This is a genomic window from Actinocrispum wychmicini, assembly GCF_004345645.1.
GTDB lineage: Bacteria > Actinomycetota > Actinomycetes > Mycobacteriales > Pseudonocardiaceae > Kibdelosporangium > Kibdelosporangium wychmicini.
The window spans coordinates 81,505-96,464 of sequence record NZ_SLWS01000014.1 but is presented as its reverse complement, the minus strand read 5'-3'; the positions used below and the strand labels follow the sequence as shown (position 1 = coordinate 96,464).

The following is a 14,960-nucleotide window of genomic DNA, read 5'->3' as shown; positions in this document are numbered from 1 at the left end:
TGAATTACCCGGGTCCGGGTCACACCTGGCCGAAGCCGAGCAGGGTCATCCCGCGCATGGTGAGGCTGTGCGTCACCTTCTGGCCGTCGCGGACGCTTCGGACCAGGCCGACGTCCCGCAGCACACAGGCGTGCTGGGACGCCGACGAGATGCTGACCCCCACCCGTTCGGCCAGTTCGCCGGTGGACAACGGGCTCTTCAGGGCGTGCATGACGGCCGCGCGGGTCTCGCCGACCAGTTTGGCCAACGCCTGCTCGGTGGGTTGCTGCACGGTCCGGGTGCGCTCGCTCAACGCCGGATAGTGCAGCGCGAAGCGGGACGGGTCGTCGGACGACCACGACCACAACGGCCGGCCCGCCCACTGTGTTGTCGGTCGCAACTCAAAGCCCTGCCCTTCCAGGTCACAGGTGATGTCCAGGGGATGCGGCATGGTCAGCACGCCGTCGTGGTACGTCAGGTTCGGGTGGATGCTGTTGAGCAGGCCGACGACGCCCACGTCACGCATGGTCGGGGTGCGCATGGCGATGTCGTGCTGGAACACCTGCTCGATTCGGTGCCGTTGGGGCTCGATGACGCGCTGGTACCAGTACCGCACGGCCGTGCCGACCACTTGACGTTGCTCGGAGTCGCCGTCGGCGAGGTTGCGCAGCCACAACGGCGGCTTCACGCACCACATCCGCTCCATGTCCTCGCGGATCAGGGCCTTGGGCGCCGACCGCACGAGTTCGAGGCCCCATTGGGGGTCGGCGACGAACGGGTCGAGGAACACCGGGCCACGCGCGTCACGGACCAGCGAGAACAGCGGACGGATCGTCGGCGGCAGCGTGGTACGGGTCGGTGTGCGGCGCTCGAACGACGCGAACGCCAGGATCGCCTCCAGGATGGGCGCGGGCCCCGCGGCGAACCGGACGTTGTCCAGATCGGCCTGGGTCAGCCGGACGCGTAACGCCATGAGTCCCCTCCCTCGCTCCCCAATTGTGCCCCTGGTTCGTGCCGTAGGTTGGGAATTGATCGCATCGACAAGGGAGGAATCGCCATGCCCGTCGTTCTCGTCCACGGCGTCCCGGAGGCCGCGGCGGTCTGGGGGCCGCTGCGGGCCGAGCTGGGCCGGGCCGACGTGATCACGTTGTCCCCGCCCGGTTTCGGCGCGCCTGTCCCATCCGGGTTCGGCGCGACCGCGGACGACTACGCCCGGTGGCTGGTCGCCGAACTGGAAGCCGTCCCCGGGCCGATCGACCTGGTCGGCCACGACTGGGGCGGCCTGCACGTCCAGCGGGTGGCCGCGACCAGGCCGGACCTGATCCGCTCGTGGGCGACGGACGTGGTCGGCGCCGCGGACCCCGAGTACGTGTGGCATCCGCTGGCCCAGACCTGGCAGACCGACGGCGCCGGCGAGACCGCGGTCAACGCGATGGTCGGCCTGTCGGTCGAGGAGCGCGCCGCGGCATACGTGCCACTGGGCATGACACCCGAGGCGGCGCGGGCCTGTGCCGAGGCGATGACCGAGGACATGGCCCGGTGCATCCTCGCCCTGTACCGGTCGGCAAAGCCGCCGGCGATGGCCGAGTGGGGCCGGGACCTGGAACGGGCCGAACGTCGCCGCGGCCTGGCGATCGTGTCGAGCGAGGACCCGTGCGTCGGCGGCGAGACACTGGCCAGGCGCGCGGCCGACCGGTTCGGCTCGCAGGTCACCGTCCTGGACGGCCTCGGCCACTGGTGGATGCTGCAGGACCCGGCGCGGGGTGCCAAGGCCCTCGCCGAGTTCCTCGCCGACTACTGAATCAGGCCTCCTCGGGAACAGTCAACGGCAGCACGACCTGGAAGCGGGTGTCGCCGGGCACGGACTCGACCCGGATGTCGCCGTGGTGTTTCTTGACCACGATCCGCCACGAGATGTCCAGGCCGAGACCGGTGCCCTGGCCGACCGCCTTGGTGGTGAAGAACGGCTCGAAGATCCGGTCCTTGATGTCCGGCGGGATCCCGGTGCCGGTGTCGCCGATCTCCACCACCAGGCACGTGTCCTCGCGGAACGTCCGCACGGTCAGGGTTCCGGTGCCGTCCATCGCGGCGATCGCGTTGTCGATCAGGTTCGTCCACACCTGGTTGAGCTCGGCCGCGTAGGCCGGCAACGGCGGCAGCGCCCGGTCGTAGTCCTTGACCAGGTCGACGCCGGCACCGAACTTGGCGCCCAGCATCACCAGCGTCGAGTCGAGCAGCTCGTGGATGTCGACCACCTGGAACGGCGCCCGGTCCATCTGCGAGTACTGCTTGGCCGCACCGACCAAAGTGGACACCCTGGTGGTGGCGTCCTCGATCTCGTTCATCAGCGTCTCGGTCTCGACCGTGTACGCGATCCAGCGGACCGCCGCCTCGGTCGTCGCCTGTGGACACAGGTCGACCGCCTCGGCCAGCCACTCCACGTCCAGGCCGCCGGCCACCAGGGTCGGCGCGAGGTCCCAGCCGCCCTGGATGCCGTGTCCCTCCAGCCAGTCCCCGACCTCGTCCTCGCGGTCGCTGGCCTCCATCGGGCCAAGCTTCGGCGCCTTGGCGACGCGCTCGACCGCGTTCTCCTGCAGCTTCACCAACGCCGTCAGGGTCCTCTGGTCGACGGTCCCGTTGGCCAGCATGGCGAGTTTGTGCCGCATCCCGGCCACGCGTTCACGCAGCGCGGCGGTCGCGCGAACCGCGGCGGCGGCCGGGTTGTTCAGCTCGTGGGTGAGGCCGGCCGACAGGGAACCCAACGCCAGCAGGCGTTCCCGCTGGTTGACCGCGCGCTGGGTGTTCTGCATCCCGAAGTACAGGCCCTCAAGCAGATGCACGGCCATCGGGAACCACTCCCGCACCACCGGCCCGAACTCCTCGGCCGGCAGCTGGAACATCTTGGTGTCCGTGACGGACTCGACGCTCGCCATGTACTTCTGGTTGGCGGCGACGTCCGCCGCCAGGTACACCTGGGTGGCGCCGAAGTACGAGCCGACGTGATCGGTCCGGTTCATCTCGACCCGTTCGCCGCCGATGTTGCGGCTCAACGCGACCGTGCCTTCGAGCAGAACGAAGAAGCACGTCGCCGGCTCGCCCTCGTCGTGCACCGTGGCGCCCGCCGAACGCGTCTCCACCTGGCCGTGGTGCGCCAGCCACGCGAGCTGGTCGTCGTCGAGCTTCTCGAACAGGAACAGCTCGCGCAGGTCGTCGGCGGTCAGTTTCTCTTCCACGTCAGGACCTTTCCAGATAGCGGTGGACCAGCGTGACGGCCATGGCGCCTTCGCCGACCGCCGAAGCCACTCGTTTCACCGAGTCCGCGCGCACGTCGCCCGCGACGAACACGCCGGGCAGGCTCGTCTCCAGGTGGTACGGCGGCCGGTCCAGCGGCCAGCCGGGCGGAATCCCCAGGTCGGGCCCGGCGAGCACGAAGCCGCGCTCGTCGCGGGCCAACGTCCCGTCCAGCCAGTCGGTGCGCGGCGCGGCCCCGATGAACGCGAACAGCCAGCCCGCCGGCACGGTCTGTTCCTCACCGGATTTGTTGTGCCGCAACGTAAGCGTTTCGAGATGCTCGGCGCCGGTACCGCCGACGACCTCCGTGCACGGCAGCACGTGGATGTTCTTCACCTCGCCGATCTGGTCGATCAGGTACCGGGACATGGACCGGTCGAGCGAGTCCGCCCGCACCACGATGTGCACGTCACTCGCGTGCCTCGCGAAGTACATCGCGGCCTGCCCGGCGGAGTTCGCGCCACCGACCAGGTAGACGTCACTGCCCGCGCAGCTGGGTCCTTCCGTGGTGGCCGCGCCGTAGAACACTCCCCTGCCGGCCAAACCGTCCAGACCGGGCGCGTCCAACGTCCGGTACGAGACGCCGGTGGCGAGAATCACGGTGTGCGCGGCCAACTCCGTGCCGTCACCGAACCGCACGACCCGGGCCGAGCCCCGGGCCTCCAACGCGACCACGTCCCGCGTGGTGAGGATCTCCACGTTGAACTTCAACGCCTGCCGCCGGGCCCGGTCGGTGAGCTGCTCGCCGGACACGCCGTCCGGGAACCCCAGGTAGTTCTCGATCCGGCTGCTCGTGCCGGCCTGCCCGCCGGTCGCCAGCCGTTCCACCAGCACGGTCCGCAGCCCCTCGGAGCCGCCGTACACCGCCGCGCCCAGGCCGGCCGGGCCGCCGCCGATCACGATCAGGTCGTAGAAGTCCGTCGACGGCGTCGTGCTCAGGCCCACTCGTGCGGCCAGTTCCGCGTCGGACGGCTCGATCAGCGGGTCACCCTCCGGGGTGACCACCACCGGCAGCCGGGCGCCGTCCTCGCCCGCGGCCGTCAGCAGCCGGCGGGCCTCGCACTCGCCGTCGGCCAGCTCGTACCAGCGGTACGGCACCGAGTTGCGGGCCAGGAAGTCCCGGACCTCGTAGGACCGCGACGACCAGCGGTGGCCGATCACCCGCACCTGCTGCACCGGCTGCCGGTCGGTGGCCAGCCAGCTGGCCAGCAGGTCGTCCAGCACCGGGTAGAGCTTCTCCTCCGGCGGGTCCCACGGCTTCAACAGATAGTGGTCCAGGTCGACCACGTTGATCGCCTGGATCGCGGCGTCGGTGTCGGCGTACGCCGTCAACAGCACCCGCTTGGCGGCCGGGAACAGGTCCATCGCCGCCTCGAGGAACTCGATCCCGCTCATCTGCGGCATCCGGTAGTCCGCCAGCACCGCCGCGACCTCTTCGCCGCGCAGCTTGATCTCGTTCAACGCCTCCAGGGCCTGCGGGCCGGACTCGGCCCGCACGATCCGGTACGTCTCGCCGTACTGCCTGCGCAGGTCCCGGGCGACGGACCGGGAGACCCCGGGGTCGTCGTCGACCGTGAGGATCGAGGGCTTGGCCACCCGGTCAGGCAGAGATGTCGTCATGGTCCCCAGTCAAGCATCCAACGTCAAAACAGCGTAGTTTCGCTGGTGACCGACACCAAGGAGGGTCTGTGGCCCCAACTACCTGTGCCGACATCGCTACGCTCGGTGCGGAACCGACGCCGAGCACCGAGGACGGCTGCGAGGACTGCCTGGCCCAGGGCACCACGTGGGTGCACCTGCGGCTGTGCCTGACCTGCGGGAAGGTCGGCTGCTGCGACTCGTCCACCGAGAAGCACGCGAGCCGGCACGCGGCCGACGCCGGCCACCCGGTGATCCGCTCGTTCGAGCCCGGTGAGTCCTGGCGCTGGTGCTTCGTTCACAACACAGCGGGCTGACTTGCGACGATGGCGTGCTTAGGGTGTGCGCATGCCATCACGACGCAGGGCGCTCGGCGCCGCCGCAGCCGGACTGTTCGGGGCCTTATCGTGGCCGGGTGGGCGCACCGCGCAGGCCGCCGCGGCGCCGCCGGTCCGGCTTGATCAGCTCAGCCTGGTAAGCCTCTCGCACGTCAACGACCCCGCCAAGACCAACGTGTTCCCGGGCGACCCGGCGTTCACGTTGGAGACCATCGCCACCATCCCCAAGGACGGCTACTTCCTGCAGTACGTCCGCGAAGGCGAACACACCGGCACGCACTGGGGAGCGCCCGGCCACTTCAACAAGGGTGAGCCGCTGGCCGACCAGATGGACCCGGGTGACCTGTTCCTGCCGGCCGTCAAGATCGACGTCCGGGCCAAGGTCCGTGGCCACGACGACTACGCGGTCACCGTCGACGACATCAAGGAGTGGGAGCGCCAGCACGGCCGCATCCCCAACAACTCCATGGTGATCCTGTGGACCGGCTGGGAGTCCCGGTGGGGCACGCCCGCGTTCCCCAACCTGGACGCCAACGGTGTCATCCACCAGCCGGGCTTCGCCATCCCGACGGTCCGCTGGCTGATCGACACCGGACGGATCGGCCGCACCGGCGGCACCGGCATCGACACGTTCAGCCCGGACGTCGGCATCGAAGAGACGTTCACGGTGTCCAAACTGGTCTACCAACGCCACCGGATCAGCCTGGAGATCCTGGCCAACCTGGCGAAACTCCCGGCCACCGGGGCCTGGATCCTGGCCGGCGGCCCGATCAACCGCAACGGCGCCGGCTCCACCGCCACCATCTTCGGCCTCATCCCCCGGTAAGGAGCTGGACATGGGCAGACTGGTGGTCTCCGAATTCATGTCCCTCGACGGCGTCGTGGAGGACCCCGCCGGCGACTGGGCCGGCCAGTTCGACCAGGGCCCCGAGGCGGGCGAGTTCAAGCTGTTCGAGACCATGAACAGCGAATGCCAGCTGTACGGCCGGGTCACGTACGAGGAGTTCGCCCGGTCCTGGCCTGGGGAACAGGGCGAGTTCGCGGACAAGTTCAACTCGTTGCCGAAGTACGTCGTGTCGTCCACCCTGCGGAATCCACAGTGGGGGAACACCACTGTGCTGGGCGGCGACCTCGCCGACCAGGTGTCCGAACTGAAGGCCGCCGCGACCGGCGACATCGTCGTGCACGGCAGCGCAACGCTGGTGCACGCGTTGCTGGACCACGGCTTGGTGGACGAACTGCGGCTGATCGTGTTCCCGATCGTTCTCGGCGGCGGGCGCAAGCTGTTCAAGACCGGCGCGCCGGTGAAGCTGAAGCTCGCATCGGCGACGCCGGTCGGTCCAGACGGTGTGTTGCTCCTGGTCTACGAACGCTGACGGCGGAATTCGGCCAACGCGCGGTCGAACGCGGAGTCCTTGCCCTGGGCCAGTTCCGCGCCGAAAACCGGGGTCCGGATGTGCGGCGGGATACCGGCGCCGTCGTACGTCCGGCCGGTGGCGGTCAGGTACTCCTCGTTCGGCAACGCGAAGATCCACCCGTTGGGCAGCTCACGCACCAGCATGTCGGAGAAGACGCCTTGGGTGTTCTCGCCGATCCGCAGCGGCGCGGGGGTCCGTTGCGTCATCGCCTGGGTGAACGTCTCCCCGGCGCTGCCCTGTGACCCGCTGGTCAGCAGCGCGATCGGGCCGGTGTACTTCGACTTCGCCGACGGCGTGATCGTGAAGTCCTGCGGTTTCGTGAACCGGCTCGGGTCGTCGACGCAGTCGCGGGCACGCTTCGAGTACGCGAAGAACGGTTTGTCAGTGAGCCTGGACGCGAGCCGTTGCCCCAGCGAGTCGAGCCCGCCGCCGTTGAACCGCAGGTCGAGGACCAGCCCGCGGAGCTTGCCCGGACCGGAGGTTCGGGCCGGGGTCAGGATGTCGTCGAGCGCGTTGTCGAGCACGGTCGCCATCTCGGCCGGGTCCTCGGTGTCAGTGAACCCGGCGAACGCCGCGATCCGCAGGTAGCCGATCTTGTCGGGCAGGTCCGCGTATCCGATGATGCCGTTGGCATACCGTGTGAGCTTGCCGCCGATGTCACGCCGTTCGATGAAGTCCTGGATCTGTTGGTTGTACGGCGGGGTCGGCAGGATCGTGTTCGGCCGGAAGCCCACGAAGTTCCGGCCGGGAGCCATGATCCGGGTGTGCGCGTCGTGCAGCGGCTCGATCATCTGGGTGAGCAGCTGGAAGAAGTCGTCGTCGGACATGTCCGGTTTCACCTGGGGACGGTAGATGTCCCGCGCCCGCTGCCAGTCGTATCCCTTGGCGGCGAAGAACGGGTACTGCTCGGGAAAGGTCTGCCAGAACACGTCGAACGTGCTCAGCCGGTCGCTCGGCACGGGCTGGCCGCAGCCCGGCGGCAGGGCAGGCACCCGGACCAGGCCCCGGTCGCCGACCAGGCCGTCCGGCTGCAGCCGGGCGCGGTCGCGGCCCCGGGGCGAGAACGTCTGGATCTTGACCTTGCCCTCGGGGCTCGTGGTGCCGCTGTGCACGAACCGCAGGTCCCCGTTGGGCTCGGTCCGCTGCCTGGTCAGGTCCTGGTAATGCAGGCAACTGATCTTGGTGGTCTGGTACACCGACATGGTGTCGCCAACGATGGACAGGACCGTGCCGTACCCGTCCATCCGCCACACACCATCGCTCGACACCCCGGGCGCGGCACTCGCCACCCCACCGAACAGGCCCATACTCAGCGCCGCGACCAGCACTGAAGATCGAATTCTCATGCCGGGAACGGTATGGATCACCCACACCGTCAGGAACCGGGCAAACCCCCACCCCGATCTACCGGCTGTCCCCCATCGATCCACTCCCGTGGACGAGTGGGTTGCCGGTCAGGCCGAGGGTGGTGAGCGGTGCTGGGCGGCCGAAGCGGTAGCCCTGGGCCATGGTGCAGCCGGCGCGGGTGATCAGTTCGGTCTGGGCGGCCGTCTCGATGCCCTCGGCCACGATGGCCAGGCCCAGGTCGGCGCACAGGGCCACCAAGGAACGGCACAGCTTCTCGTCACGGTCCGGGTGGACGCCGGTGGTCAGGGCGCGGTCGAGTTTGATCAGATCCACGGGTAAGGCGTGCAGGTAGGTGAGCGAGCTGTAGCCCGCGCCGAAGTCGTCCAGCGCGACCCGGACGCCCAGGGACTGCAGACGGCGGATGGCGTCGGCGCCCGCGGCCAGGTCGGGGACGGGAACCGCCTCGGTGATCTCCACGACGAGCTGACCCGCGGCCAGCCGGTAGCGGTCCAGGGCCGCCCGGACGGTCCGTTCCAGCTCCGGCGTGCCTAACCGGCTGGCGCCCACGTTGACGTGCACGGCCACGTCCAGGCCGGCGGCGGTCATCTGCCGGCAGGCCATGTCCAGCACCAGGGCGTCGAGTTCGGCGCCGAGACCGGCCGCTTCGGCCGCCGGCACGAACGCCTCCGGGGACACGTGGGTGCCGTCCGGCGCGGTCCACCGCGCCAGCGCTTCCACGGCGGTGGGTTGTTCGTCGATGAGCCGGACGATCGGCTGGAACGACAGGCTGAACCCGACGGGGACGGCACCGTGGGCGTATCGCAGGGCGGTCGGGAAGTCCGGCGGCCCGTCCTGGGACGGGCGGTACACCACAGCGGTGTCCTTGCCGAGGCGCTTGCCCGCGTACATGGACGTGTCCGCGCGGCCGAGGAGAACGTCCGAAGTGACCAGTGGCTCGGCCGGATCGGGCACGACCAGGCCCATGCTCGCGCGGACGGTCACCGGCGCTCCGTGGACGGCGAACGGCTGACGCAGGGCGTTGCGGATTCGTTCGCCGACCGCTTCGGGCGCATCCTGTTCGCCCTCAAGGAGGATCGCGAACTCGTCGCCGCCGAGCCGGGCCACGGTGTCGGTGGACCGCACGCAGCCGAGCAGGCGCTGGCCCACCGAGTGCAGCAGGCTGTCGCCGCCGGCGTGGCCGAACCGGTCGTTCACGTCCTTGAAGTCGTCCAGGTCGACGAAGATCAGGATCATCGGCTGCCGGGTCGGGTCGCCGACCGCCTGGTTGATCCGGTCGCCGAACAGCGACCGGTTCGCCAGGCCGGTCAACGGATCGTGGAACGCCTGGTACGCCAACTGCTGCTGGCCCTCGTACACGCGCCGCAGCAGCAGCCGGTTGTCCAACACGGACAGCAGCTGCCTGGCCAGCAGCAGCAGGATCACCAGCACGCCGAGCCACGCGACCACCGCGTCCGGGCCGTCGCCGAACAGCTGCTGGCCGGTGATCACCAGCACGACGATGGTGACCGGCAGGTACGGCAACGCCAACTGCCACCAGTCGACCGTGCCGGGCTGGCTCGCGTCCTCCCGGCGCCGGCCGGGCGCGGCGAGCAGCGCGTACGAGATCAGCAGCGGTCCGAGCACGAAACCCGCGTCGGCCCAAGGTTTCATGCTCTCCGCGCCGATGCTCACCAGGTACGCGAAGATGCTGTCCGAGCACGCCAGTGCCACGATCCCGGCGGCGAGCAGCAGCAGGTTCCGCCGGTACGGCCGGTCCACCCGGTCGAACACCACGAGCAACACCGCGACGACGACCACGACCAGGTCCGACAACGGGTAGGCGATGGCCACCGCCCACTTGAGCGAGTCCGGCCCGACCGTCCGCACCACCGAGCCGAGGGCCGTCGTCCACACCAGAATGAACAGCGACCCGGTGACCACGAGCCCGTCGAGCACGACGGCGACGCCGAAGTGGCCGGTCCACTGGCTGGGCCGCCACCGTTGCCGGTCGGGGCGTTCCCGCGAGACCCCCAGCACGAACAACGCGGGCAGCGCGAACACCGGGAACGACAGGTATCCGACGTCCGCGAGGGACGGCGACGGCAGGCCCTCGTTGCTGGCGAGTTGGTAGTACGACCACACGACCTGACCACCGGACCAGCCGAGCATCCCGACCGCGACCAGCATCCGCCACCACCGTTGCGCCCCGCGTGCCCGGCGCGCGCCCAGCAGGCCGCAGACCACCGCGGTCAGACCGGTCGTGAGCTGCATGACGTCGTCGACCCAGAGGGCCGGCCGGTCGCCCCACAACGCGAAACCGTTCACCACGACCAGGATGGCCAAGGCCACCGCGATCAAGGTGGCGACCTGGTACCGCCGAACAGTCATGGCACCTCACGTCACACGCGCGGTCGGACTGACGCACGTTACCTCAAGCAGATGTCATCCGCCGCACGCGGAATAACCAGCTAATCACGTCCCGGGCGTTCCCACGACCTCGGTGATGGCGCGCAGCCCTTCGATCAGGTCCGTGCTCGACAGCGCGTCGTCCGGGTCGACCAGCCACTGGCTCAGCAGGCCGAGCAGCAGCGCGTGGTACACCGACCCGATCACGCGCCCGTCGGCCGGCGGCGTCGGCTGGAAGATCTGGGCGAGTTCCCGCCGGGCCTCCCGCAGGGCCGTCACCAGGAACCGGCCTTCGTCGGGCAGGGCCTTGAGTTCGGTGAGCAGCCGGAACTGCGCCGTCCACATGTCCCTGTGGGTGGTGAAGGACTCGATCACGCGCGCCCAGGTGGCCTCGAACCGTTCGGCCGGGGTGAGATCCGAGTCCAGGTCGGCGGCGAGCGCGCGTTCCATCTCGTCGCCCCATTCCTTCGCCGCCTCCACCAGCGCGGTGTTGAGCAACGCCTCCTTGCCGCCGAAGTGGTAGCCGATGGCCGCGAGGCTGGTGCCGGCCGCGGCGGCGATGTCGCGCGCGCTGGTGGCTTGGTAGCCCTTCTCGTACAGGCACCGCTTGGCCCCGGCGAGCAGATCTTCCCGGTTTCCCATATGAACAACTTAGCACAAAACGTCTCAGACAGATCGTGCTAGACAAGCGTCCAAATCGGCACTACGGTTGCCCCACACCCAAGGAGGCCCAGATGACCAGCAAGAACGTCCTCGTCGCCGGCGCCGGCATCGCCGGACTGACCACCGCCTACTGGCTCAAGAAGCACGGCTTCACCCCGACCGTCGTGGAGCGCGCGACCGAGATCCGCGACGGCGGCTACAAGGTCGACATCCGCGGCGCCGCGGTCGACGTCATCCGGCGCATGGGCCTGCTCGACGAGGTCCGGCGGCGGGCCACCGAGGTCCGCGAGGCCACGTTCGTCGACCGGACCGGCCGGAAGGTCGCGGAGATGGACGCGGACCTGTTCGGCGGCCGGTCCGGTGCGGACGTCGAGATCCTCCGCGGCGACCTGGCCCGCTTACTGTTCGACCAGCTCGACGGGGTCGAGTTCGGGTTCGGTGACTCCATTGTGGACATCCAGCCGGACGGAACCGTGCGCTTCGAGCACACCCCGGCGCGGAAGTTCGACCTCGTGGTGGGCGCGGACGGGCTGCGGTCGGCGACCCGGCGGATGGTGTTCGGCGAGGGTGACGTCCGCGAACTCGGCTACTACGTCTCGATCTTCACCGTCCCGAACCACCTGGGGCTGGACCGCGCCGAACGGACCTATGTGGAACCCGGCCGGACCGCCCTGATGTACAGCACCCGAGGCGCGGCCGACGCCAAGGCCATGTTCCTCTTCGCGGCCCCGCCGATGGACTACGACCGGCGCGACACCGAGCAGCAGCGCGCGATCCTCGCCGAGGCGTACGCGGGCGCGGGATGGGAGGTGCCCAGGCTGATCGAGGCGGCCAAGTCCGCCGACGGCTTCTACTTCGACTCGCTCAGCCTGGTCGAACTGGACCGCTGGTCACGCGGCCGGGTCGTACTCACCGGCGACGCCGCGTACTGCGCCTCCCCCGCCTCCGGCCAGGGCACCAGCCTGGCCCTTGTCGGCGCGTACGTCCTCGCGGGCGAACTGGCGAGCAGCGACGACCCGGCGACCGCGTTCGCCCGTTACGAGCAGGAGATGCGCGGTTTCGTCACGGCGAACCAGAAACTGGGGCCGGCGAACGTGCGCGGCATGGTGATCGCCAAACGCTGGCAGATCCGCGCCCAGCTGGCCGTGCTGCGGATGCTCCCGCACCTGCCGGGCAAGGAGCGGATGGCCGGCCGGATCGCGGCCAGGATCCACCGCGCCGCCACGGCCATCACGCTCAAGGACTACTAGACGTCCCGCCGCTTGAGGAACACCGCGGCGAACGCGACCGCGATCACCACGTACACCGCGAACAGTCCCATCCCCACCCACGGCGAGAGCAGCACGGGATCGGGCACCACCGACAGCGCCGCCTGACCGGCCTCGCTCGGCAGGAACTTGTTGATGTCGTCCTGCCAGGTCTGCGGCAGCACCCCGAAGATCGCCGGCAGCACCAGCAGAACCCCCAACAGCGCGGCGATCCCGCCCGCGGTGTTGCGGACCAGGGCGCCGAACGCGACGCCCAGCATCCCCACCAGCGTCAGGTAGACGCCGGTCGCGATGACCACTCTGGACACTCCGGGCGCGGCGAGACTGGTGCCGTGGCTGGCCAGCAGCCACTGTCCACCTTGGAACGTCACGAACGAGGTGACCATCATGAGGACGAACGTGATCGCGGTGTACACGCCGAGCTTCGCCCACAGCACGCGCAGCCGGTCCGGGACGGCGGCCATCGTGGCCCGGATCAGGCCGGTGGTGTACTCGCCGGTCACCAGCAGCACGCCGAGCGTGCCGATCGCCAGCTGGGCCATGTTGTACCCGTCCATGGCGGTGGCGACCGGGTTGAACCGGGCGATCTCGCGGGGCCGCAGGTGCGCCCAGTCGGCGTTGATGAAGTACGACGCCACCCAGCCGATCCCGATCATCCCGAGCACGGCGACCGTCACCACCAGCACGCACGACCACAGGCTGCGGAACTTGACCCACTCGGACTTGACCACCCGCATCTGTGTGACAGTCATCAGCGCCGCCCTCCCACGGTGATGCCGTACTCGATCGAGTCGCGGGTCAACGCCATGAAGACCTCTTCCAGCGACGCGTGCACCGGGGTCAGCTCGAACAGCGGGATGCCGTGTTCGGCGGCCAGCAACCCGATGTCGTCGCTGCTCAGGCCGGTCACCTCCAGGCTGTCGGCGGCCACGGCGACGGTGACGTCCTGCTGGTGAAGCAACGCGGTCAGCTCAGCCGTCCGTGGCGAACGCACCTTCACGACCGGGCGAGACTGGGTCATCACCTCGGCGACGGGCATGTCGGCGATCAGCTTGCCCTTGCCGATGATGATCACCTGCTCGGCGGTCAGCGCCATCTCGCTCATCAGGTGCGACGACACGAACACCGTCCGGCCCTCGTCGGCCAGCGACTTCAGCAGGGTCCGGATCCACAGGATGCCCTCGGGGTCGAGACCGTTGACCGGCTCGTCGAGCACGAGCGTGTGCGGGTCGCCGAGCAGCGCGGTGGCGATGCCGAGCCGCTGCCACATGCCGAGCGAGAAGCCGCGCGTCCGCTTGTTCGCGACCTCGGTGAGGCCGACCAGGTCAAGGACCTCGTCCACGCGCTTGGCCGAGATCCCGGTCGTGGTGGCCAGGCCGAGCAGGTGGTTGCGGGCGCTGCGACCGGTGTGGATGGCGCGTGCCTCCAGGACCGCCCCGACCTCGTGCAATGGCGCCGCGTGCTTGGCGTACGGCTTGCCGTTGACGGTCACGCTCCCCTCGTTGGGCGCGTCCAGTCCGAGGATCAGCCGCATGGTCGTGGACTTGCCGGCGCCGTTCGGTCCGAGGAAACCGGTGACGGTCCCGGGGCGCACGGTGAACGTGAGATCCGAGACGGCGGTCTTCTCGCCGTAACGTTTGGTCAGGCGACTCGCTTCGATCACAGCGCCGAGGGTAGGAGCCGGCAGGTATCCCACTGGGCAGCCCGCGGTTAGCGGACGGCAAAATCCCGTCAGATACTCAGGAAAACCAGGCTGATGGCGCCGAAAACCACGCAGTACACCGCGAACGGCGTCAGCGTGCGGGTGTGGAAGTAACGGGTGAGGAACCGGACCGCGAGGTACGCACACACGAACGAGGCCGCGCTGCCGGCGAGCACCTGGCCGCCGATCCCGGCGCCGAGCGGCCCGGCCAGGTCGGGGATCTTCAGTGCGCCGGCGGCCAGGATCACCGGCGTGGCCAACAGGAACGAGAACCGGGCCGCGTCCGCATGGGACAGTCCGCGGACCAGCCCGGCGACCATGGTCACCCCGGACCGGCTGATCCCCGGCAGCAACGCCAACACCTGCGCGGACCCGACCAGGAGGCCACGGCCGAGCGGCATCCTGGCCAGTCGGTCGTCGGTTTCGGCGTCGGCTGTCTCGACCGGGACGGCGACCCGGCGCCGGAGGCGTTCGCCGAGGTAGAGGATGGCGCCGTTGGCGATGAGGAACGCGGCGGCCGGGATCGGGCGGCCCAGCACGGTCCGGAACAGGTGCTCCAGCAGCAGCCCGGCCACACCGACCGGGATCGTGCCCAGGACGACGAGCCACGCCAGCCGTTCCGCCGGGGTCTGGATCCGCCTGTGCCGCAACGACGTTACGAACCCGCCAACGATGCGTACCCAGTCACGCCAGAAGAACAGCAGCAGCGCGGCGGCGGTCGCGACGTGCAGTCCGACGATGAACGCCAGGTACGGCGACTCCGGCGCGGAGACGCTCAGGTCCCGCGCCCACTGTCCGCCCACCAGCGCCGGCACGAGCACGCTGTGGCCCAGGCTGGACACCGGGAACAGCTCGGTCACACCCTGGAACGCCCCGACCACAACGGCTTCGAGATAGCTCAGCACCCCGA

14 protein-coding genes are annotated in these 14,960 nt (G+C 69.5%); 5 read left to right on the top strand and 9 right to left on the bottom strand.

Annotation, left to right across the window (positions count from 1 at the left end):
- Positions 1–19 precede the first annotated feature (19 nt).
- Complete coding sequence (locus EV192_RS45410) at positions 20–952, bottom strand: ArsR/SmtB family transcription factor (RefSeq protein WP_132124971.1); 933 nt, start codon at positions 950–952, stop codon at positions 20–22.
- Between the two features lie 84 nt (positions 953–1,036).
- Between EV192_RS45410 and EV192_RS45405 the strand changes: the two genes are divergently transcribed.
- Entirely contained in the window at positions 1,037–1,780 is a 744-nt protein-coding gene (locus EV192_RS45405) for an alpha/beta fold hydrolase (RefSeq protein WP_132124970.1), read from the top strand.
- 1 nt (position 1,781) lies between these two features.
- Here EV192_RS45405 and EV192_RS45400 read toward each other — a convergent pair whose 3' ends face one another.
- Both EV192_RS45400 and EV192_RS45395 read right to left on the bottom strand, forming a co-directional pair.
- Positions 1,782–3,212 (bottom strand): ATP-binding protein, encoded by a 1,431-nt coding sequence (locus tag EV192_RS45400; protein WP_243727488.1) that lies wholly within the window; start codon positions 3,210–3,212, stop codon positions 1,782–1,784.
- A gap of 1 nt (position 3,213) precedes the next feature.
- Positions 3,214–4,866, bottom strand: coding sequence for an NAD(P)/FAD-dependent oxidoreductase (locus EV192_RS45395; protein ID WP_207926785.1), 1,653 nt, complete (start codon positions 4,864–4,866; stop codon positions 3,214–3,216).
- Between the two features lie 92 nt (positions 4,867–4,958).
- On the opposite strand from EV192_RS45395, the gene EV192_RS45390 reads away from it, so the two are divergent.
- From EV192_RS45390 to EV192_RS45380, 3 genes are read left to right on the top strand one after another with little or no spacing between them, the layout of a single operon-like run.
- Positions 4,959–5,225: a UBP-type zinc finger domain-containing protein gene (locus tag EV192_RS45390; protein WP_341770991.1), complete on the top strand. Its 267-nt coding sequence runs from the start codon at positions 4,959–4,961 to the stop codon at positions 5,223–5,225.
- Between the two features lie 31 nt (positions 5,226–5,256).
- The gene (locus EV192_RS45385; RefSeq protein WP_132124967.1) at positions 5,257–6,072 is read left to right on the top strand and encodes a cyclase family protein; all 816 of its coding nucleotides are present in this window, start codon (positions 5,257–5,259) and stop codon (positions 6,070–6,072) included.
- A gap of 10 nt (positions 6,073–6,082) precedes the next feature.
- Positions 6,083–6,622: a dihydrofolate reductase family protein gene (locus EV192_RS45380; protein ID WP_132124966.1), complete on the top strand. Its 540-nt coding sequence runs from the start codon at positions 6,083–6,085 to the stop codon at positions 6,620–6,622.
- Here EV192_RS45380 and EV192_RS45375 read toward each other — a convergent pair.
- From EV192_RS45375 to EV192_RS45365, 3 genes are all read right to left on the bottom strand, one after another.
- Positions 6,610–8,010, bottom strand: a complete 1,401-nt coding sequence (locus EV192_RS45375) for a S41 family peptidase (RefSeq protein ID WP_132124965.1) — start codon at positions 8,008–8,010, stop codon at positions 6,610–6,612. The two genes, EV192_RS45380 and EV192_RS45375, sit on opposite strands and share 13 nt — an antisense overlap.
- A 58-nt stretch (positions 8,011–8,068) precedes the next feature.
- Positions 8,069–10,399: a putative bifunctional diguanylate cyclase/phosphodiesterase gene (locus EV192_RS45370; protein ID WP_132124964.1), complete on the bottom strand. Its 2,331-nt coding sequence runs from the start codon at positions 10,397–10,399 to the stop codon at positions 8,069–8,071.
- A gap of 84 nt (positions 10,400–10,483) precedes the next feature.
- Complete coding sequence (locus EV192_RS45365) at positions 10,484–11,059, bottom strand: TetR/AcrR family transcriptional regulator (RefSeq protein ID WP_132124963.1); 576 nt, start codon at positions 11,057–11,059, stop codon at positions 10,484–10,486.
- Positions 11,060–11,151: 92 nt separating this feature from the next.
- Here EV192_RS45365 and EV192_RS45360 point away from each other — a divergent pair, with 92 nt between their 5' ends.
- On the top strand, positions 11,152–12,330 hold the full coding sequence (locus EV192_RS45360) for an FAD-dependent monooxygenase (protein ID WP_132124962.1): 1,179 nt from the start codon (positions 11,152–11,154) through the stop codon (positions 12,328–12,330).
- Here the strand turns inward: EV192_RS45360 and EV192_RS45355 are convergent.
- The 3 genes from EV192_RS45355 to EV192_RS45345 all read right to left on the bottom strand — a co-directional run bounded on the left by EV192_RS45355 (position 12,327) and on the right by EV192_RS45345 (position 14,955).
- On the bottom strand, positions 12,327–13,100 hold the full coding sequence (locus tag EV192_RS45355) for an ABC transporter permease subunit (protein ID WP_132124961.1): 774 nt from the start codon (positions 13,098–13,100) through the stop codon (positions 12,327–12,329). The genes EV192_RS45360 and EV192_RS45355 overlap by 4 nt on opposite strands.
- Positions 13,100–14,011, bottom strand: a complete 912-nt coding sequence (locus EV192_RS45350; protein WP_132124960.1) for an ATP-binding cassette domain-containing protein — start codon at positions 14,009–14,011, stop codon at positions 13,100–13,102. The genes EV192_RS45355 and EV192_RS45350 overlap by 1 nt, the downstream gene beginning before the upstream one ends.
- 68 nt (positions 14,012–14,079) lie before the next feature.
- Positions 14,080–14,955 (bottom strand): undecaprenyl-diphosphate phosphatase, encoded by an 876-nt coding sequence (locus EV192_RS45345; protein WP_132124959.1) that lies wholly within the window; start codon positions 14,953–14,955, stop codon positions 14,080–14,082.
- Between the last annotated feature and the right edge of the window lie 5 nt (positions 14,956–14,960).

What these genes read in the sequence shown, in the direction of transcription:
- EV192_RS45405 (WP_132124970.1), top strand. Translation starts at nt 1,037, where the DNA reads ATGCCCGTCGTTCTCGTCCACGGCGTCCCGGAGGCCGCGGCGGTCTGG.
- EV192_RS45410 (WP_132124971.1), bottom strand. Translation starts at nt 952, where the DNA reads ATGGCGTTACGCGTCCGGCTGACCCAGGCCGATCTGGACAACGTCCGG.
- EV192_RS45375 (WP_132124965.1), bottom strand. Translation starts at nt 8,010, where the DNA reads ATGAGAATTCGATCTTCAGTGCTGGTCGCGGCGCTGAGTATGGGCCTG.
- EV192_RS45385 (WP_132124967.1), top strand. Translation starts at nt 5,257, where the DNA reads ATGCCATCACGACGCAGGGCGCTCGGCGCCGCCGCAGCCGGACTGTTC.
- EV192_RS45355 (WP_132124961.1), bottom strand. Translation starts at nt 13,100, where the DNA reads ATGACTGTCACACAGATGCGGGTGGTCAAGTCCGAGTGGGTCAAGTTC.
- EV192_RS45360 (WP_132124962.1), top strand. Translation starts at nt 11,152, where the DNA reads ATGACCAGCAAGAACGTCCTCGTCGCCGGCGCCGGCATCGCCGGACTG.
- EV192_RS45370 (WP_132124964.1), bottom strand. Translation starts at nt 10,399, where the DNA reads ATGACTGTTCGGCGGTACCAGGTCGCCACCTTGATCGCGGTGGCCTTG.
- EV192_RS45365 (WP_132124963.1), bottom strand. Translation starts at nt 11,059, where the DNA reads ATGGGAAACCGGGAAGATCTGCTCGCCGGGGCCAAGCGGTGCCTGTAC.
- EV192_RS45380 (WP_132124966.1), top strand. Translation starts at nt 6,083, where the DNA reads ATGGGCAGACTGGTGGTCTCCGAATTCATGTCCCTCGACGGCGTCGTG.